Source organism: Pseudomonas sp. MIL19, assembly GCF_028680365.1.
Lineage (GTDB): Bacteria > Pseudomonadota > Gammaproteobacteria > Pseudomonadales > Pseudomonadaceae > Aquipseudomonas > Aquipseudomonas spirodelae.
Genome location: NZ_JAPPVG010000024.1, coordinates 34,930 through 53,504 on the forward strand (window position 1 = coordinate 34,930; position 18,575 = coordinate 53,504).

At 56.9% G+C, this 18,575-nt stretch carries 17 protein-coding genes; 13 read left to right on the plus strand and 4 right to left on the minus strand.

Features of this window, described 5'->3' with window-relative positions; translation table 11 throughout:
- Nucleotides 1-173: 173 nt before the first annotated feature.
- Nucleotides 174-818 (minus strand): TetR/AcrR family transcriptional regulator, encoded by a 645-nt coding sequence (locus tag N1078_RS14730; RefSeq protein ID WP_274088915.1) that lies wholly within the window; start codon nt 816-818, stop codon nt 174-176.
- 272 nt (nt 819-1,090) lie between these two features.
- Between N1078_RS14730 and moaA the strand changes: the two genes are divergently transcribed.
- Nucleotides 1,091-2,083 (plus strand): GTP 3',8-cyclase MoaA, encoded by a 993-nt coding sequence (gene moaA, locus N1078_RS14735; protein WP_274088916.1) that lies wholly within the window; start codon nt 1,091-1,093, stop codon nt 2,081-2,083.
- 164 nt (nt 2,084-2,247) lie between these two features.
- On the opposite strand, the gene ppnP is transcribed toward moaA, so the two are convergent.
- Together ppnP and N1078_RS14745 are read right to left on the minus strand one after the other, a co-directional pair.
- Nucleotides 2,248-2,529, minus strand: coding sequence for a pyrimidine/purine nucleoside phosphorylase (gene ppnP / locus N1078_RS14740; RefSeq protein WP_274088917.1), 282 nt, complete (start codon nt 2,527-2,529; stop codon nt 2,248-2,250).
- A gap of 112 nt (nt 2,530-2,641) precedes the next feature.
- Nucleotides 2,642-3,193, minus strand: a complete 552-nt coding sequence (locus tag N1078_RS14745; RefSeq protein WP_274088918.1) for an exonuclease domain-containing protein — start codon at nt 3,191-3,193, stop codon at nt 2,642-2,644.
- Nucleotides 3,194-3,403: 210 nt separating this feature from the next.
- Between N1078_RS14745 and N1078_RS14750 the strand changes: the two genes are divergently transcribed.
- From N1078_RS14750 to N1078_RS14760, 3 genes are all read left to right on the plus strand, one after another.
- Entirely contained in the window at nt 3,404-4,279 is an 876-nt protein-coding gene (locus N1078_RS14750; RefSeq protein ID WP_337993327.1) for an NAD(P)-dependent oxidoreductase, read from the plus strand.
- A gap of 164 nt (nt 4,280-4,443) precedes the next feature.
- On the plus strand, nt 4,444-4,704 hold the full coding sequence (locus tag N1078_RS14755) for a YkgJ family cysteine cluster protein (protein WP_274088920.1): 261 nt from the start codon (nt 4,444-4,446) through the stop codon (nt 4,702-4,704).
- Nucleotides 4,705-4,741: 37 nt separating this feature from the next.
- Nucleotides 4,742-5,344, plus strand: coding sequence for an START domain-containing protein (locus tag N1078_RS14760; RefSeq protein ID WP_274088921.1), 603 nt, complete (start codon nt 4,742-4,744; stop codon nt 5,342-5,344).
- 65 nt (nt 5,345-5,409) lie between these two features.
- Here N1078_RS14760 and gltA read toward each other — a convergent pair whose 3' ends face one another.
- Nucleotides 5,410-6,684 (minus strand): citrate synthase, encoded by a 1,275-nt coding sequence (gene gltA / locus N1078_RS14765; protein WP_274088922.1) that lies wholly within the window; start codon nt 6,682-6,684, stop codon nt 5,410-5,412.
- A gap of 362 nt (nt 6,685-7,046) precedes the next feature.
- Between gltA and sdhC the strand changes: the two genes are divergently transcribed.
- From sdhC to sucD, 9 genes are all read left to right on the plus strand, one after another.
- On the plus strand, nt 7,047-7,421 hold the full coding sequence (gene sdhC, locus N1078_RS14770; RefSeq protein ID WP_090253269.1) for a succinate dehydrogenase, cytochrome b556 subunit: 375 nt from the start codon (nt 7,047-7,049) through the stop codon (nt 7,419-7,421).
- Nucleotides 7,415-7,783: a succinate dehydrogenase, hydrophobic membrane anchor protein gene (gene sdhD, locus N1078_RS14775; RefSeq protein WP_274088923.1), complete on the plus strand. Its 369-nt coding sequence runs from the start codon at nt 7,415-7,417 to the stop codon at nt 7,781-7,783. Before sdhC ends, sdhD begins: the two co-directional genes overlap by 7 nt.
- A gap of 3 nt (nt 7,784-7,786) precedes the next feature.
- Nucleotides 7,787-9,559 (plus strand): succinate dehydrogenase flavoprotein subunit, encoded by a 1,773-nt coding sequence (gene sdhA / locus N1078_RS14780; RefSeq protein ID WP_274088924.1) that lies wholly within the window; start codon nt 7,787-7,789, stop codon nt 9,557-9,559.
- A gap of 26 nt (nt 9,560-9,585) precedes the next feature.
- Entirely contained in the window at nt 9,586-10,293 is a 708-nt protein-coding gene (locus N1078_RS14785) for a succinate dehydrogenase iron-sulfur subunit (protein ID WP_274088929.1), read from the plus strand.
- 246 nt (nt 10,294-10,539) lie between these two features.
- Nucleotides 10,540-13,371 carry a 2-oxoglutarate dehydrogenase E1 component gene (locus N1078_RS14790; RefSeq protein WP_274088925.1) on the plus strand — a complete coding sequence of 944 codons (2,832 nt, stop codon included), beginning with the start codon at nt 10,540-10,542 and terminating at the stop codon, nt 13,369-13,371.
- A 69-nt stretch (nt 13,372-13,440) separates the two neighbouring features.
- The gene (odhB, locus tag N1078_RS14795; RefSeq protein ID WP_274088926.1) at nt 13,441-14,661 is read left to right on the plus strand and encodes a 2-oxoglutarate dehydrogenase complex dihydrolipoyllysine-residue succinyltransferase; all 1,221 of its coding nucleotides are present in this window, start codon (nt 13,441-13,443) and stop codon (nt 14,659-14,661) included.
- 66 nt (nt 14,662-14,727) lie between these two features.
- Complete coding sequence (lpdA, locus tag N1078_RS14800; protein WP_274088927.1) at nt 14,728-16,164, plus strand: dihydrolipoyl dehydrogenase; 1,437 nt, start codon at nt 14,728-14,730, stop codon at nt 16,162-16,164.
- A 214-nt stretch (nt 16,165-16,378) separates the two neighbouring features.
- On the plus strand, nt 16,379-17,545 hold the full coding sequence (gene sucC, locus N1078_RS14805) for an ADP-forming succinate--CoA ligase subunit beta (protein ID WP_274088928.1): 1,167 nt from the start codon (nt 16,379-16,381) through the stop codon (nt 17,543-17,545).
- On the plus strand, nt 17,545-18,432 hold the full coding sequence (gene sucD, locus N1078_RS14810; RefSeq protein ID WP_090242057.1) for a succinate--CoA ligase subunit alpha: 888 nt from the start codon (nt 17,545-17,547) through the stop codon (nt 18,430-18,432). Before sucC ends, sucD begins: the two co-directional genes overlap by 1 nt.
- Nucleotides 18,433-18,575 lie beyond the last annotated feature (143 nt).

Below are 18,575 nucleotides of genomic sequence, written 5' to 3' on the forward strand. Positions count from 1 at the left end.
ATCCTGCTTCGCCCTACCTCCTGCATCCATGCAGTCGTAGCCGCGACTGTGACGACTAACAACTCGTCGCTAAAGCGCCTCGCACAGGTCTTTTGTATGTGAAACAGAAATAAAAACGGTGAATGCTGTGCAGGCATTCACCGTTTTTTATGGGTGCCGTTTGAGGGGCAGGGTTAAGCGCTGATGATCTGCGCCGACGGCCTGGCTTGTCCTTCATCCACCTCACAGCCTTTGATGACCAGGCGAATGATGGTCTGTGCGGCCGCTTCGTAATCGGCATCATCGAGGCTGGCTTTGCCGGTGACGGTGGAAATCTGCCAATCGAAATCCGCATAGGTCTGGGTGGCGGCCCAGATGCTGAACAGCAGATGGTGCGGGTCAATCTTGGCCATCAGGCCCTGGTCGACCCAGCGTTGGATGCAGGCAATATTGTGCTTGGCTTGAGCATTGAGTTGCGCGGCTTGATCGGCGGACAGGTGTGGCGCGCCGTGCATGATTTCGCTGGCGAATACCTTGGAGGCTGATGGCAGTTCGCGGGAGATGCGGATCTTTGAGCGGATGTAGGCGCGCAGCACGTCGGCAGGCTGGCCTGGCTGGTTGAAGGGCGCAGAGGCCTCCAGCAGCGGTTCGATAATGCTTTCCAGCACTTCGCGGTAGAGATTTTCTTTCGACTTGAAGTAGTAATAGACGTTGGGTTTTGGCACCCCGGCCTTAGCGGCGATATCGCTGGTTTTGCTGGCCGCAAAACCTTTGTCGGCGAACTCCTCACTGGCTGCGCGTAAAATCAGCGCTCTGTTACGTTCGCGAATACTGGTCATAAGCCTCGTTGCTTCTGTCGTTCGCCCGGCGCAGGGCAGCGGCCGGCATGGTAGCACCGGCTTTGCGGGGCGCTCAAGGCGAGTGGGCTGGGTCTTGGCGACCTACCTGACTACTGGGTCAGGTAGTTGTGTACAAGGTTTGGCTTTTCTGTTTTTATCCTTGCCTGTGTATTCATAACAAAACGTCTCGCCTCACTGCGCGTCAAAACCTGTACTTAACGCAGCAGGGCCGACGCGCAGCAGACGTTGCGTAGGTTCTCAGGAGAGATGCCGTGAACCATCAGTTAGTTGACCCCTTCGGTCGGCGTATCACCTATCTGCGCTTATCGGTTACTGATCGCTGTGATTTCCGCTGCATCTACTGCATGAGCGAAAACATGCAGTTCGCCCCGCGCGAGCAGATCCTCAGCCTTGAAGAACTTTATGCAGTGGCGGACGCCTTTATCGGCCTTGGGGTCAAGCGCATCCGCATCACCGGCGGCGAGCCGTTGGTGCGCAAGAACCTGCTCAGTCTGTTGGCCCGCCTTGGGCAGCGCGCGGAGTTGGAAGACCTGGCGATCACCACCAACGGCTCGCAACTGGCTGAGCTGGCGCCGCAATTGCGCGCTGCCGGGGTTAAGCGGCTGAATGTCAGCCTGGACTCGCTGCAGCGTGATCGCTTTGCCGCGTTTACTCGGCGCGACAAGCTCGATCAGGTGTTGGACGGTATCGAGACGGTGCGTGCTGCTGGTTTCAACAAAATCAAACTCAATGCTGTGGTGCAGAAGGGCCGCAATGATGACGAAGTGCTCGACCTGGTTGAGTTCGCCATGGCGCGTGGTTTGGATATCAGCTTTATCGAAGAAATGCCGCTGGGTAGTATTTCCAGCCATCAACGCGAGCAGACTTTCTGTTCCAGCGACGAGGTGCGCGCGCTTATCGAGCGGCGCTATGCCTTGGTGCGCAGCAGCAAGTTAACCGGCGGCCCGTCGCGCTATTGGCAGGTGGTTGGCAGCGATACTCAGGTGGGATTTATCTCGCCGCACAGCAACAATTTTTGTGGCGACTGCAACCGTGTACGGGTGACCGCTGAGGGCAAGTTGGTGCTCTGTCTGGGGCATGAAAATGCGTTGGATCTTAAAGGCCTGATGCGCGCTCATCCCGGTGACAGTCAGCGGCTGCGCGAGGCCTTGCTTAATGCTCTGCAGCTCAAGCCTGAGCGGCATCACTTCCAGGCCGATGAGCAGGTGCAGGTCGTGCGTTTTATGAGCATGACTGGCGGTTAGGTTCTAGCTGTCGCCCTGTGCTTCACGGCTACAAGTGAAACCGCAAACCTGTGCAGCCATCGTCTCTAGGTGAATTTAAAGCCTGGGCCTTGAATCATAAAAAAACCGATCCCTCTGCAGGGATCGGGTTTTATTTGTTCTGCACCCAGCGCAAACGCTATGGCTTAGCGGTATTCACACAGGTAGGCCGTGTCCGCGGCGACCTTGAGTTGGAATTTGCTGTTGGCCGGTACGGTGAAGTTGCTACCGCTGGTGAAGGTTTCCCAGTTCTCGCTGCCGGGCAGTTTGACCGTCAGGGCGCCGGCAACCACGTGCATCACTTCCAGCTGGTTGGTGCCAAATTCATATTCACCCGCCGCCATCACCCCGATGGTGGCCGGGCCTTCAGCCATGCCGAAGGCGATCGATTTAACGGTGCCGTCGAAGTACTCATTGACCTTGAACATCTGCAATTCCTCGAAAGGGGATTAGAAAGGCTGGCGGCTATCAACGGCCCGAAGGGGGCGTTAAGACCGGTCATAAAAAGGCACGCCAGTATGCCCAAGCGCTATTTCTTCGTCATCTGCTTTGCGCAGGCAATACCAGTGGCAGCAGCCGTGCCGTATTGCGTGCATCGCTCAGGGCGCGGTGTTGCTGGCCTTGAAACTGTAAACCGGCCAGGTTGAGGGCCATTTTCAGGCCGACTGGCCTGGGCAGGTGGCGGGCTTCGGCGAAACGTTTTTTCAGGTTGATATGGGGGATATCGCTCAGATAGCTGCTCAGTGCATGGGTGCGCCATTCCTGTTCGAGCTGACGGCGATCGTAGTCGCCCCAGCTTGCCCAGCCCGCCAGCTGTGGCCGGTGGGCCAGTAACCAGCGCTCAAATTGCACCCAGACCGTGCTCAATGGTGCCGCGGCATCGACATCGGCCTGGCTGATTTGTGTGAGCTGACGGCAGAAATGCGTCAGGTGCGGGCGTCGGGTGGGCCTTACAAAACGCTGGAAATGCTCGATCTCATGACCGCCCGGGTTGACCAGGCTGGCGCCAATTTCAATGATTTCCATCTCGTTGATCGGCCAGCCGCCTTCTTCGGTGGTGGCTTCCAGGTCGATTACCAGCCAATGCGGCATAAGCCCTCCTTAGCGTGCGGCGAGTATGGAATGAGTGTTGTCTGTGGGTAAAGCCTGTTGCCTGGGCGCATTCATACAGTTTTGCCAGGCGGCTGTACTGGCGCTGATTTCATGTGGCGGGCATGCTTACGGTCGGATTCGTATTAGCCGTGCAGCGCTGATATGGGGTTTAGCACAAGCGTGCGCTGTTGATGGCGTTCGAATACAGAGGTGTATATGGCAAAGCTGGCGTTTATCGGACTGGGCGTAATGGGTTACCCAATGGCCGGGCATTTGGCACGCGCCGGGCATCAGGTGTGCGTGTATAACCGCACTGTCGCTAAGGCTGAGCAATGGGCCGCCGAATACGCCGGCAGCCATGCACCGACCCCGCGTGAAGCGGCGGCAGGCGCTGAGTTTGTAATGGTTTGCGTCGGTAATGACGATGATTTGCGCGGCGTTGTATTGGGTGAGCAGGGTGCTTTTGCCGGCATGCAGCCTGGCGCCGTGTTGGTCGATCACACCACCGCTTCGGCGCAGGTGGCCCGCGAGCTAGCCGCCTATGCCGCCGAGCACCAGTTGGGTTTTCTCGATGCGCCGGTATCCGGTGGTCAAGCCGGCGCGCAGAACGGGGCGTTGACCGTCATGGTCGGCGGTGATGCAGCAACCTATGCCAAGGCTGAGCCTGTGATTCAGGCTTATGCGCGTATGCAGCGGCTGATGGGTGAGGCCGGCAGCGGTCAGCTAACCAAGATGGTTAACCAGATTTGCATCGCTGGTTTGGTTCAAGGGTTGTCCGAGGCGCTGCATTTCGCCCAGTGCGCAGGGCTTGATGCGCAGGGTGCCATGGAGGTGATCAGCAAGGGGGCTGCGCAGTCTTGGCAACTGGAAAATCGCCATAAAACCATGTTGGCAGGCGAGTTCGAGCACGGTTTTGCCGTGGACTGGATGCGCAAGGATTTGTCGATCTTGCTGGCCGAGGCCCGAAGTAATGGCGCGCAACTGCCGGTAACGGCCTTGGTTGATCAATTCTACGCCGACGTGCAAGGCATGGGCGGCGGGCGCTGGGACACGTCCAGCCTGTTGGCCCGCCTGCAGGGGCGATAAGGGCTGCTTATTGTTGGTGGTCCGCGGCGGCTCTTAGTGTTGTCGCGTGTGGTCGTTATATTGCCTTTCGCCTGAGTCTACAAAAGCCCGAATACCGCAAGCAGGTAAGGCGGCGTAAACTTGGCCGCTCTTTCGGTTTCACTTGGTTTCGAGGTTTGTCCCTGATGAATTGCCGTGCAGGCTGTGGTGCCTGCTGCATTGCGCCCTCTATCAGCTCGCCCATCCCAGGTATGCCTGGCGGTAAGCCTGCGGGCGTGCGTTGCGTTCAGCTGGATGCCAATAACCACTGCCTGATCTTTGGTCAGCCTGAGCGGCCTGCTGTCTGTTCGGCATTTCAGGCTGCCGAGTATGTTTGCGGCCGTAATACGGCAGAAGCTCTGCAGCTGATTGGTTGGTTGGAGCAGAGCACGTCAGTTGCGGTTTGATGTGCTGGTGCGCGATTGCGGTTCTGCTGGAGGCGTGATGTTACGGTTGGCCAGGCTGCTCTTGGGCGTTGTTTCGCTGCTGGTGATCAGTGCTGCGCAGGCTGGGCAATGGCGCGTTGTCAAAGATCAAGCCGGCATTCAGGTGTACCTGCAAACCATTCCTGGGTCGAGTTTTCAGGCGTTTCGTGGCGTTACCCGGATGCGCGTGAGCATGCCCAGGCTTCTAGCTTTGCAGGATGATGTCAGTGCAGCGTGTGCCTGGATGCATGCCTGTGGCGAACAGAAGCTGCTAAAGCATAAGGGAAATGTGCGTTGGGTCTACAGTCGCTTTCAGGCGCCCTGGCCAGTGAAGGCGCGTGACTCGATCGTGCAAGTAACCACGCTGCATGCGGCTGATGGGCGGGTAATTCGCAAGTTGCATGGCGTTGCCGATTATTTGCCGGTGCGGCCGGGCTTCGTTCGCATTAACAGGGTCGAGGGTTTCTGGCAGCTCACGCCGCGTGATGGTGAAATCGAAGTGATCTATCAGGTGCATTCCGAACCGGGCGGTAGTGTGCTCGCCTGGCTGGCCAATGGCTTTGTGGTGGATGCGCCGTTCAATACCCTGCAGGCGCTGCGCCAGCTTGCCGAGCAACGATAAGGCTAAGTGTTTAGGTACAAAAAAGGCTGCCCGTGGGCAGCCTTTTTTGTGCGGCATTAACTGAATTATTTCTTCAGGTCACGCTGCGGGTAGCCGGTGTACAGCTGGCGTGGACGGCCAATCTTGTAAGGGCTGGAGAGCATTTCTTTCCAGTGTGAGATCCAGCCGACGGTCCGCGCCAGGGCGAAGATCACGGTGAACATGCTGGTCGGAATACCGATAGCCTTGAGGATGATGCCCGAGTAGAAGTCAACGTTCGGGTACAGGTTGCGTTCTTTGAAGTACGGGTCGGTCAGGGCGATCTCTTCCAAGCGCATGGCCAGTGCCAGCTGCGGATCGTTGGTGATGCCCAGCTCTTTCAGAACTTCGTCGCAGGTTTGTTTCATCACGGTGGCGCGCGGGTCGCGGTTTTTGTAAACGCGGTGGCCGAAGCCCATCAATTTGAACGGATCGTCCTTGTCTTTAGCCTTGGCAATAAACGTGTCGATGTTGTCGACACTGCCAATCTCGTCAAGCATGGCTAGAACAGCTTCGTTCGCGCCGCCGTGTGCCGGGCCCCAGAGGGCGGCGATGCCGGCCGCGATACAAGCAAACGGGTTGGCGCCCGAAGAACCTGCCAAGCGAACGGTCGAGGTGGAGGCGTTCTGCTCATGGTCGGCATGCAGGATAAAGATTTTATCCATGGCCTTGGCCAGCACCGGGCTGATCGGTTTGATCTCGCACGGCGTGTTGAACATCATGTGCAGGAAGTTTTCCGCGTAGTTCAGGTCGTTACGCGGGTACATCATCGGCTGACCCATGGAGTACTTGTAGGTCATGGCGGCGATGGTTGGCATCTTGGCGATCAGGCGCATGGCCGAAACTTCGCGATGATGCGGGTTCTTGATGTCCAGAGAGTCGTGGTAGAAGGCAGACAGCGCACCTACTACACCGCACATGATGGCCATTGGGTGAGCGTCACGGCGGAAGCCGTTGAAGAAGGTCTTCAGTTGCTCGTGAACCATGGTGTGGTTCTTGATCGTGCTGACGAAGGTGGCTTTTTCTTCAGCGTTCGGCAGTTCGCCGTTCAGCAGTAGGTAGCAGGTTTCCAGGTAATCGGATTGATCTGCCAACTGCTCAATGGGATAGCCGCGGTGCAGCAGGATGCCCTGATCACCATCAATATAGGTGATCTTCGACTCGCACGAGGCGGTGGACATAAAGCCAGGATCAAATGTGAAACGGCCCGTGGCGGTTAAGCCCCGTACGTCAATTACATCGGGACCAACGGTGCCGGTTAAAATGGGCAGCTCGACGGGGGCTGCGCCCTCGATGATCAACTGCGCTTTTTTGTCAGCCATGTGTGGCCTCCTAGTTATGCTTGAAATCATCTGTCTGCCCCCCACGCAGGGCCCGCCACACTATAGAGCCATAAATTTGAATGTCAATTTAGGTAAACCTAGGCGGCAGAAGGGTTTGCGGGCGGTTTGTATACAAAAAATCGCCCTTTTACGCCTTTTATTAACGGCCTGCAATGCGCTTTTAGGTAGGGTGCATTGCATTGTCATTAGTAACCTAACTGTCTATACTCTTGGCCCAACTACCAAGGGCTGTACGCCCGTATTTTGGTGGTTGTCACTCCTTGTGTGATGGGTACCTGACCAGTGCGCCTCCCTACAACTTTGCCCTGATAGTTAGGGGCTCTCAGTGTGATAAAAAAGCCGTGAATAGCCAAAGACCTGTAAACCTAGACCTTAGGACTATCAAACTCCCAATCACTGCTTATACATCCATTCTTCACCGTATCTCCGGTGTCATCCTCTTTGTTGGTATTGCCATTCTGCTTTATGGCCTCGACAAGTCGCTGGCGTCCGAAGAGGGCTTTGCCCAGGTGCAGGAATGTTTGACCAGCCCGCTGGCCAAGTTCGTGATTTGGGGTCTGTTGTCCGCTCTGCTGTACCACCTGGTGGCAGGTGTTCGCCACTTGATCATGGACATGGGCATCGGTGAGACGCTGGAAGGCGGCAAGCTGGGTTCGAAAATCGTTCTCGTCGTATCGACGATCGTGATCGTGCTACTGGGGGTGTGGATATGGTAACCAACGTCACGAACTTCTCGCGTTCGGGTCTTTATGACTGGATGGCGCAGCGTGTGTCTGCTGTTGTCCTCGCGGCTTATGTACTGTTTTTACTCGGCTTTGTCGTGTGCAACCCAGGTTTGGGTTATGCCGAGTGGAAGGGGCTGTTCTCCAATAACGCCATGCGTATCTTTAGCCTGTTAACTCTGGTGGCGCTCAGCGTTCACGCCTGGGTTGGCATGTGGACAATTTCCACCGACTACTTGACGCCGATGGCGCTGGGTAAGTGGGCTACTACCGTGCGTTTTCTGTTCCAGGCCGCGTGTGGCGTTGCCATGTTCGCGTTCTTTGTCTGGGGCGTGCAGATTTTTTGGGGTAACTGATCCATGACAAGCATTCGCACTCTTTCTTATGACGCCATCATTATTGGTGGCGGCGGCGCGGGTATGCGCGCTGCACTGCAATTGGCACAAGGTGGTCACAAGACTGCTGTAGTCACTAAGGTCTTCCCGACCCGTTCGCACACTGTGTCTGCACAGGGTGGCATCACCTGTGCCATCGCTTCGGCTGACCCGAACGACGATTGGCGCTGGCACATGTATGACACCGTCAAAGGTTCCGACTATATCGGTGACCAAGACGCGATCGAGTACATGTGTTCCGTAGGCCCAGAAGCCGTATTCGAGCTCGAACACATGGGCTTGCCGTTCTCCCGTACCGAACAAGGTCGCATCTATCAGCGTCCGTTCGGCGGTCAGTCCAAGGGGCCGGATAACCCGACTCAGGCAGCCCGTACCTGCGCTGCAGCTGACCGTACTGGTCACGCTCTGCTGCACACCCTGTATCAGGCCAACTTGAAAGCCGGCACTTCGTTCTTGAACGAGTGGTATGCGGTCGATCTGGTTAAGAACCAAGACGGTGGTGTGGTCGGTACGATCGCTATCTGCATCGAAACTGGCGAAACCGTTTATATCCGCTCCAAGGCCACAGTTCTGGCAACTGGCGGTGCGGGTCGCATCTACGCTTCCACCACCAATGCCCTGATCAACACCGGTGACGGCGTGGGCATGGCGCTGCGTGCTGGCGTTCCGGTGCAAGACATCGAAATGTGGCAGTTCCACCCGACGGGTATCGCAGGTGCCGGTACGCTGGTAACCGAAGGTTGCCGTGGTGAAGGTGGTTACCTGATCAACAAGCACGGCGAGCGTTTCATGGAGCGCTATGCGCCAAACGCCAAAGACCTCGCCGGTCGCGACGTAGTTGCACGCTCGATGGTCAAGGAAATCATTGCCGGTAACGGCTGTGGCCCTGATGGCGACCATGTAATGCTCAAGCTCGATCACCTAGGTGAGGAAGTGCTGCACAGCCGCCTGCCTGGTATCTGTGAGCTGTCAAAGACCTTTGCTCACGTGGATCCGGTTGTTGCGCCAATCCCTGTGGTGCCAACCTGCCATTACATGATGGGCGGCGTGCCGACCAATATTCATGGTCAGGCGATCACCCAGGATGCTAATGGCAATGACAAGATCATCGACGGTCTGTTTGCGGTCGGTGAAGTGGCCTGCGTATCGGTACACGGTGCTAACCGTTTGGGCGGTAACTCGTTGCTTGACCTGGTGGTGTTCGGTCGTGCGGCCGGTATCCACTTGGAGAAAGCGCTGAAAGAAGGCGTAGATGCGCGTGGCGCGTCCGAGACGGACATTGAACATTCGCTCAAGCGTCTGGCTGGCGTCAACGAGCGCACAACCGGCGAAGATGTTGCGCCGCTGCGTAAAGAACTGCAGAACTGCATGCAAAATTACTTCGGTGTGTTCCGCACCGGTGAGTACATGCAAAAGGGCATCGAACAACTGACCGACCTGCGTGAGCGTATCTCGAACGTTAAAATCGCAGATAAGAGTCAGGCGTTTAACACTGCGCGTATTGAAGCGTTGGAACTGCAAAATCTTCTCGAAGTGGCTGAAGCCACTGCGATCGCCGCTGAGGTTCGTAAAGAATCCCGTGGTGCTCACGCTCGTGAAGACTTTGAAGAGCGTGACGACGAAAACTGGCTGTGCCACTCCCTGTACTTCCCAGGTGAGAAGCGCGTCAGCAAGCGTGCCGTCAACTTCACGCCGAAAACAGTGCCGGCGTTCGAACCCAAGATTCGTACTTACTAAGGGTGGCCGATATGTCGCAAGCCAATCTGTTGCAAGTAAGCGTTTATCGTTACAACCCGGAGCAGGACGCTGCGCCGTTTATGCAGGAATTCCAGGTCGATACCGGTGGCAAGGACGTTATGGTTCTTGACGTACTGGCGTTGATCAAGGAACAGGATCAGGGGTTTTCTTACCGTCGTTCCTGCCGTGAGGGTGTATGTGGCTCTGATGGCATGAATATCAACGGTAAAAATGGCCTGGCCTGCATCACGCCGCTTTCGGCTGCTGGCCTTAAAGGTGGCAAGCTGGTGATCCGTCCGCTGCCTGGCCTGCCGGTCATTCGTGACCTTGTTGTTGATATGAGCATCTTCTACAAGCAGTACGAGAAGGTGCAGCCGTTTTTGCAGAACGATACACCGGCCCCGGCCATTGAGCGTCTGCAGACCCCAGAAGAACGCGAGAAGTTGGACGGCCTGTATGAGTGCATTCTGTGCGCCTGCTGCTCCACCAGCTGCCCGTCGTTCTGGTGGAATCCAGATAAGTTTCTCGGCCCGGCTGCATTGCTGCAAGCTTATCGTTTCCTGGCGGATAGCCGTGACACCAAGACCGAAGAGCGCTTGGCGTCCCTGGACGATCCGTTCAGTGTGTTCCGCTGCCGCGGCATCATGAATTGCGTGAACGTTTGCCCTAAGGGTCTTAACCCGACCAAGGCAATTGGCCACGTACGCAATATGCTGTTGCAGAGCGGTACCTGATTCACGATTGTTTGCTAGACCTGTAACACCTGCGGCGCTGGTTTCTATCCAGCGCCGTGGTTTTAGCCAGAACTGCTGCTCACAAAGCGGTGGTTCTACCTTGAAAAATATGACGACCAGCAGGGGCATCCGGGCTGGTGCCCGGACTATCTGCGGGATCCGTGGTGGCTTACCAGTCGCTGCTTCAGGACTGACAGCCATACGGTTTCTTCGCCGGTGGTGTCCCCTTACCGAGGGTGACCAAGCATGCAAGAAAGCGTGATGCAGCGCATGTGGGACAGTGCCCACCTATCCGGTGGTAACGCTGCCTATGTGGAAGAGCTCTATGAGCTTTACCTGCACGATCCCAACGCTGTGCCAGAAGAGTGGCGCACTTACTTCCAGAAGTTGCCGACTGACGGCAGCGCCGCTACAGACGTATCGCACTCAACGATTCGCGATCATTTCGTCTTGCTCGCTAAAAATCAGCGCCGCGCCCAACCGGTGTCCGCTGGTAGCGTCAGCAGTGAGCACGAGAAGAAGCAAGTCGAAGTGCTGCGCCTGATTCAGGCTTATCGCATGCGCGGCCATCAGGCTGCTCAGCTCGATCCGCTTGGCCTCTGGCAACGTCCTGCTCCGGATGATCTGGTGATCAATCACTATGGTTTGACGGATGCTGATCTCGACACCACATTCCGCACCGGCGGGCTTCACCTTGGTAAGGAAGAAGCCACTCTGCGCGAAATTCGTGATGCGTTGCAGCAGACATATTGCCGCACCATCGGTGCCGAGTTCACCCATATCGTCGATTCCGAGCAGCGCAGCTGGTTCCAGCAGCGTCTGGAAAGCGTGCGTAGCCGTCCGCAATATTCGGTCGACGTGCAGAGCCATCTGCTGGAGCGCCTGACTGCCGCCGAAGGTTTGGAGAAGTACCTGGGCACTAAATACCCGGGCACCAAGCGCTTTGGTCTGGAAGGTGGCGAGAGCCTGATCCCGCTGCTCGATGAACTGATTCAGCGCTCTGGTTCTTACGGCACCAAGGAAGTCGTTATCGGCATGGCCCACCGTGGCCGCCTCAACGTACTGGTTAACACCTTCGGTAAGAACCCGCGTGATTTGTTCGACGAGTTCGAAGGCAAAAAAACCGCCGGCTTGTCTTCTGGTGACGTGAAATACCACCAGGGTTTCTCCTCCAACGTGATGACCGCTGGCGGCGAAGTGCACCTGGCGATGGCGTTTAACCCTTCGCACCTGGAGATCGTTTCTCCGGTGGTCGAGGGTTCCGTGCGTGCTCGTCAGGATCGTCGTAACGATGCATCCGGTGAGAAGGTTCTTCCTGTTTCCCTACATGGTGACGCGGCATTTGCCGGTCAGGGTGTGGTCATGGAAACCTTCCAGATGTCGCAGACCCGTGGCTTCAAAACGGGCGGCACCATCCATATCGTCATCAATAATCAGGTTGGCTTTACCATCAGCAACCCGCTGGACTCGCGTTCCACCGAGTACTGCACCGATGTGGCGAAGATGATTCAAGCGCCGATCCTGCACGTAAACGGTGACGATCCAGAAGCTGTGTTGTTTGTAACGCAGCTGGCCGTCGATTACCGCATGCAGTACAAGCGTGACGTGGTCATTGACCTGGTTTGCTACCGCCGTCGCGGTCACAACGAGGCCGACGAGCCGAGCGGCACTCAGCCGATCATGTATCAGCAGATCAGCAAGCAGCGCACCACCCGTGAGCTGTATGCCGACGCGCTGACCGCTGCACAGCGTCAGACGACTGAAGAGGTGCAGGCTAAGATCGACGAGTACCGCACTGCGCTGGATAACGGCCAGCATGTGGTCAAGAGTCTGGTCAAAGAGCCGAACAAGGAGCTTTTCGTCGATTGGCGTCCGTATCTGGGGCATACCTGGACCGCACGGCACGACACACGTTTCGAGTTGAAAACCCTGCAAGAACTCTCGAACAAGCTGCTGGAAATCCCAGAAGGTGTGGTTGTCCAGCGCCAGGTGGCGAAGATTCTGGAAGACCGGCAGAAAATGGGTGCGGGTGCGCTGTCGATCAACTGGGGTTACGCCGAAACAATGGCGTACGCGACCCTGTTGTTTGAAGGCCATCCTATCCGCATGACCGGCCAGGACATCGGCCGTGGTACGTTCTCGCACCGCCATGCGGTACTGCATAACCAGAAAGATGCCAGTGCCTATGTGCCACTGAAGAACCTATATGGCGGCCAGCCAGCCTTTGACCTGTATGACTCCTTCCTCTCGGAAGAAGCAGTACTGGCCTTTGAATATGGCTACGCCACCACTCAGCCAAATGCGCTGGTTATTTGGGAAGCCCAGTTTGGTGACTTTGCCAACGGTGCCCAGGTGGTATTCGACCAGTTCATCTCCAGTGGTGAGCACAAGTGGGGTCGCCTGTGCGGTCTGACCATGTTGCTGCCGCACGGTTATGAAGGGCAGGGGCCAGAGCACAGCTCAGCGCGTCTGGAGCGCTACCTGCAACTGTGCGCTGAGCACAACATGCAAGTGGCAGTACCGACCACCCCAGCACAGATCTACCACTTGCTGCGTCGTCAGGTGATCCGTCCGCTGCGCAAACCACTGGTCGTATTGACGCCGAAGTCGCTGTTGCGCCACAAACTGGCCATCTCGACGCTCGAAGATCTCGCCGAGGGTTCGTTCCAGACCGTGATCCCAGAAAACGATGCAATCGACCCGAAAAAAGTCGAGCGCTTGGTCCTGTGCAGCGGCAAGGTTTACTACGATCTCCTGGAAAAACGCCGCAACGAAGGCCGCGAAGACATCGCTATTGTGCGTATCGAGCAGCTCTATCCGTTCCCGGAAGATGATTTGACCGAGACCTTGTCTGCGTACAAGAACCTCAAACACATCGTCTGGTGTCAGGAAGAGCCGATGAACCAGGGCGCCTGGTACTGTAGCCAGCATCACATGCGTCGCGTGGCAACAGCGCACAAAAAATCGCTGTTCCTCGAGTACGCCGGTCGTGATGCGTCTGCCGCTCCAGCCTGTGGTTATGCATCGATGCACGCCGAACAGCAGGAAAAACTCCTGCAAGACGCCTTTACTGTTTAACGCCTTCGTGCAGCAGGCGGCCGAATGGGTCGCCTGCTAGAAGAAACCGAATTTAAGGAACCACACACAATGGCTATCGAGATCAAAGCCCCTACTTTCCCCGAATCGGTTGCCGACGGCACCGTGGCCACTTGGCACAAGAAACCGGGCGATGCGGTCAAGCGCGACGAGCTGATCGTCGACATTGAAACCGACAAAGTGGTGATCGAAGTGCTGGCCGAGGCCGATGGTGTCCTCGCGCAAATCATCAAAAATGAAGGCGATACCGTCCTCAGTAACGAAGTGCTGGGTTCGCTGGGTGAGGGTGGCGCTGCTGCTCCGGCCCCGGCTGCCGCCGCTCAGGCTGCTGCGCCTGCAGCTGCTCCAGCGGTTGCCGCTGGTGATGACCAGATCCTTTCGCCGGCTGCGCGCAAAATCGCCGAAGAAAATGGCATCGATCCGAACAGCATCGCGGGCACCGGCAAAGGTGGTCGGGTGACTAAAGAAGACGTCGTGGCCGCCGTTGACGCGAAGAAGAACGCCCCTGCAACCCCAGCTGCCAAGCCAGCTGCTCCTGCTGCTGCAGCGCCAGTCTTCGCTTCGGGTGATCGTACCGAGAAGCGCGTACCGATGACCCGCGTACGTGCCACCGTGGCCCGCCGCCTGGTTGAGGCGCAGTCGAACATGGCTATGCTGACCACTTTCAACGAAGTCGACATGACCGAAGTCATGGCGCTGCGTTCGAAGTACAAGGACCTGTTTGAGAAGTCCCATAACGGCGTGCGCCTGGGCTTTATGTCGTTCTTCGTCAAAGCCGCTACTGAAGCACTGAAGCGCTTCCCAGCGGTCAACGCTTCGATTGATGGCGCCGACATTGTTTACCACGGCTACGCGGACGTAGGCGTCGCAGTATCCAGCGATCGTGGGCTGGTGGTACCGGTACTGCGTAATGCGGAACTGATGAGCCTGGCTGAAATCGAAAACGGTATTGCTACTTTCGGTAAGAAGGCCCGTGACGGTAAATTGTCGATCGATGAAATGACCGGCGGTACCTTCACCATTACTAATGGCGGCACCTTCGGCTCGATGATGTCGACGCCGATTGTCAACCCACCGCAAGCTGCGATCCTGGGGATGCACAATATCCTGCAGCGCCCGATGGCAATCAACGGCCAAGTGGTGATCCGTCCAATGATGTACCTGGCGTTGTCTTACGACCATCGCCTGATTGATGGTAAGGAAGCCGTGACCTTCCTGGTAACCATCAAAAACTTGCTGGAAGACCCGGCGCGTCTGCTGCTGGATATCTAACAGCCAGTTTCTCCCACGGCGGCCCTGCAAATGGGGCCGTCCGGTTTATTCGAGAAGGAATACGTTATGACCCAAAAATTCGACGTGGTAGTCATCGGTGCCGGCCCTGGCGGTTATGTAGCCGCGATCAAAGCCGCTCAGCTTGGTCTGAAAACAGCGTGCATTGAGAAGTATCAGGATAAGGAGGGTAAGACTGCCCTCGGTGGTACTTGCCTGAACGTCGGCTGTATTCCGTCTAAGGCACTGCTGGACAGCTCCTGGAAATACTACGAAGCGAAGGACCATTTCGCCATTCACGGTATCGAAGCCAAGGGCGTTACCATCGACGTACCGGCAATGATTGGCCGTAAAGCCAACATCGTGAAAAACCTTACCGGTGGCGTCGCTACTCTGTTCAAGGCCAACGGCGTAACCCTGCTCGAAGGTCACGGCAAGCTGCTGGCGGGTAAGCAGGTTGAAGTCACCGGTTCTGATGGCAAGACGCAGATCGTTGAAGCTGAGAACGTGATTCTGGCCTCCGGCTCCAAGCCGATTGACATCCCACCGGCTCCAGTTGATCAAGATGTGATCGTCGACTCCACTGGCGCTCTGGAATTCCAGAGCGTACCGAAGAAGCTGGGCGTGATTGGCGCCGGTGTCATCGGTCTGGAGCTGGGTTCGGTCTGGGCGCGTCTTGGTGCTGAAGTCACAGTGCTGGAAGCTTTGGACAAGTTCCTCCCGGCTGCCGACGAGCAGATCGCCAAAGAAGCACTGAAGACCTTCACCAAGCAAGGCTTGAAAATCCGTCTGGGCGCACGCGTTACCGGTTCGGAAGTGAAGAAGAAGCAGGTTACTGTTAACTTCACCGACGCTGAAGGCGAGCAGAGCATCGTTTTCGACAAGTTGATCGTTGCTGTCGGCCGTCGCCCAGTGACCACTGACCTGTTGGCCGCTGATAGCGGTGTCGACATGGACGAGCGTGGCTTCATCTTTGTTGACGACCAGTGCGCCACCAGTGTCCCAGGTGTTTATGCCATTGGTGACGTGGTGCGTGGTGCGATGCTGGCTCACAAAGCCTCGGAAGAAGGCATCATGGTTGCTGAGCGCATCGCCGGTCACAAAGCCCAGATGAACTACGACCTGATCCCGTCCGTTATCTACACCCACCCGGAAATCGCATGGGTCGGTAAGACCGAGCAGCAGCTGAAGACCGAAGGTGTGGCCGTTAACGTTGGCACCTTCCCGTTCGCAGCTAGCGGTCGTGCCATGGCGGCTAACGACACCGGCGGCCTGGTTAAAGTAATTGCTGATGCCACTACCGACCGTGTTCTGGGTGTCCACGTGATTGGTCCGAGCGCTGCCGAGCTGGTCCAGCAGGGCGCAATCGGTATGGAATTCGGCACCAGCGCCGAGGATCTGGGGATGATGGTCTTCTCCCACCCGACGCTGTCCGAAGCACTGCACGAAGCTGCATTGGCAGTGAATGGCCAGGCCATTCACATCGCCAACCGTAAGAAGCGTTAAATCGTTGTTGGTTTGAATGGTGGCCTGCGCCGGCGTTGTGTACCGGCGCAGTCCACCGCTCAAACAGGAAGAACCACGGCAGATGACCCGCGTTCAGCTTCTTAAGCTGCTGCGCGGAATATCAGCCGGATTGCCCTAGAAGCAGTCACAGGTGGTGCGGCACCACAAGTGCAGCACCGTATGCGCAATACCTAAACGAAGACGGTAGACAAGCATGAATCTCCACGAGTATCAGGGTAAGCAGCTGTTCGCTGAATACGGCCTGCCCGTATCCAAGGGCTTCGCGGTAAACACCCCAGAAGAAGCCGCAGCAGCTTGCGACAAAATTGGCGGTACCGAGTGGGTCGTTAAGGCTCAGGTCCACGCCGGTGGTCGCGGTAAAGCGGGCGGCGTGAAGCTGGTTAAGAGCAAAGAAGACGCTAAGGCCTTTGCCGCTAACTGGCTGGGCAAGCGTCTGGTGACTTACCAGACAGATGCTAGCGGTCAGCCGGTCAACCAGATTCTGGTCGAATCCTGCACCGACATCGCCAAGGAACTGTACCTGGGCGCCGTTGTTGATCGTTCCAGCCGTCGTATCGTGTTCATGGCGTCCACTGAAGGTGGCGTGGACATCGAGAAGATCGCTCACGACACTCCTGAGAAGATCCTCAAAGCTACCATCGATCCACTGGTCGGCGCTCAGCCGTTCCAGGGTCGCGACCTGGCTTTCCAGCTGGGCCTGCAAGGTGATCAGATCAAGCAGTTCACCCAAATCTTCGTTGGTTTGGCCAAGCTGTTCCAGGACTACGACCTGGCGCTGCTGGAAGTAAACCCGCTGGTGATCAAGGCTGACGGCAATCTGCATTGCCTCGATGCCAAGATCAACATCGACGCCAACGCCCTGTACCGTCAGCCTAAGCTGCGCGCTATGCACGATCCGTCCCAGGACGATCCACGCGAAGCCCACGCTGCCAAGTTCGAACTGAACTACGTTGCGCTGGAAGGCAACATCGGCTGCATGGTCAACGGTGCTGGCCTGGCCATGGGCACCATGGACATTGTCAACCTGCACGGCGGCAAGCCAGCCAACTTCCTCGACGTAGGTGGCGGCGCAACCAAAGAGCGCGTGACCGAAGCCTTCAAGATCATCCTGTCCGACAGCAACGTAGCTGCCGTACTGGTAAACATCTTCGGCGGTATCGTTCGTTGCGACATGATTGCTGAAGGCATCATCGGCGCAGTGAAAGAAGTCGGCGTGACAATTCCGGTTGTCGTTCGCTTGGAAGGTAACAACGCTGAGCTGGGCGCCAAAGTTCTGGCTGAAAGCGGCCTGAATATCATCGCGGCAACCAGCCTGACCGACGCTGCTCAGCAAGTCGTCAAAGCTGCGGAGGGCAAATAATGAGCGTCCTGATCAATAAAGACACCAAAGTTATCTGCCAGGGCTTCACCGGCTCGCAGGGCACTTTCCACTCCGAACAAGCCATCGCTTACGGCACCAAGATGGTTGGCGGCGTGACCCCAGGTAAAGGCGGCACCACTCACCTGAATCTGCCGGTGTTCAACACCGTGCGTGAAGCGGTTGAGCAGACTGGCGCCACTGCCAGCGTGATCTACGTTCCAGCTCCGTTCTGCAAGGACTCGATCCTTGAAGCGGCCATGGGCGGCATCAAGCTGATCGTTTGCATCACCGAAGGCATCGCGACCATCGACATGCTCGAAGCCAAGGTTAAGTGCGACGAGCTGGGCGTGGTCCTGATCGGCCCGAACTGCCCAGGCGTTATCACACCGGGCGAGTGCAAGATCGGCATCATGCCAGGTCACATCCACTTGCCAGGCAAAGTAGGTATCGTGTCGCGTTCCGGCACCCTGACTTACGAAGCTGTTAAGCAGACCACTGACGCCGGTTTCGGTCAGTCCACCTGTGTTGGTATCGGCGGTGACCCGATCCCAGGCTCCAACTTCATCGACATCCTGAAGCTGTTCCAGGAAGACCCGAAGACCGAAGCGATCGTGATGATCGGTGAGATCGGTGGTTCGGCTGAAGAAGAAGCGGCTGCCTACATAAAGGCCAACGTGACCAAGCCTGTAGTTTCTTACATCGCTGGTGTAACCGCTCCGGCGGGCAAGCGTATGGGCCATGCCGGTGCAATCATCTCCGGCGGCAAAGGCACTGCAGACGAGAAGTTCGCAGCCCTGCAAGACGCCGGCGTGAAAACCGTGCGTTCCCTGGCTGACATCGGCAAAGCCCTGGCTGAGCTGACAGGTTGGGAAGTTAAAAAAGCCTAAGGCTTTTTAACTTAAGAAAAGCCACCTTCGGGTGGCTTTTTTTATTTGGGCCATAGGTGAAGTGTCGTAAGCGTCTGCCGAACTCACCTTGCGTAATTCAGGCGGGTGCCCATTGATGCGGCAGTAGTTGGCCAATCTCGCTG

What these genes read in the sequence shown, in the direction of transcription:
- ppnP (WP_274088917.1), bottom strand. Translation starts at nt 2,529, where the DNA reads ATGTTCAAGGTCAATGAGTACTTCGACGGCACCGTTAAATCGATCGCC.
- odhB (WP_274088926.1), top strand. Translation starts at nt 13,441, where the DNA reads ATGGCTATCGAGATCAAAGCCCCTACTTTCCCCGAATCGGTTGCCGAC.
- N1078_RS14760 (WP_274088921.1), top strand. Translation starts at nt 4,742, where the DNA reads ATGTTACGGTTGGCCAGGCTGCTCTTGGGCGTTGTTTCGCTGCTGGTG.
- N1078_RS14745 (WP_274088918.1), bottom strand. Translation starts at nt 3,193, where the DNA reads ATGCCGCATTGGCTGGTAATCGACCTGGAAGCCACCACCGAAGAAGGC.
- N1078_RS14755 (WP_274088920.1), top strand. Translation starts at nt 4,444, where the DNA reads ATGAATTGCCGTGCAGGCTGTGGTGCCTGCTGCATTGCGCCCTCTATC.
- sdhD (WP_274088923.1), top strand. Translation starts at nt 7,415, where the DNA reads ATGGTAACCAACGTCACGAACTTCTCGCGTTCGGGTCTTTATGACTGG.
- gltA (WP_274088922.1), bottom strand. Translation starts at nt 6,684, where the DNA reads ATGGCTGACAAAAAAGCGCAGTTGATCATCGAGGGCGCAGCCCCCGTC.
- sucD (WP_090242057.1), top strand. Translation starts at nt 17,545, where the DNA reads ATGAGCGTCCTGATCAATAAAGACACCAAAGTTATCTGCCAGGGCTTC.
- lpdA (WP_274088927.1), top strand. Translation starts at nt 14,728, where the DNA reads ATGACCCAAAAATTCGACGTGGTAGTCATCGGTGCCGGCCCTGGCGGT.
- sdhA (WP_274088924.1), top strand. Translation starts at nt 7,787, where the DNA reads ATGACAAGCATTCGCACTCTTTCTTATGACGCCATCATTATTGGTGGC.
- N1078_RS14730 (WP_274088915.1), bottom strand. Translation starts at nt 818, where the DNA reads ATGACCAGTATTCGCGAACGTAACAGAGCGCTGATTTTACGCGCAGCC.
- N1078_RS14790 (WP_274088925.1), top strand. Translation starts at nt 10,540, where the DNA reads ATGCAAGAAAGCGTGATGCAGCGCATGTGGGACAGTGCCCACCTATCC.
- sucC (WP_274088928.1), top strand. Translation starts at nt 16,379, where the DNA reads ATGAATCTCCACGAGTATCAGGGTAAGCAGCTGTTCGCTGAATACGGC.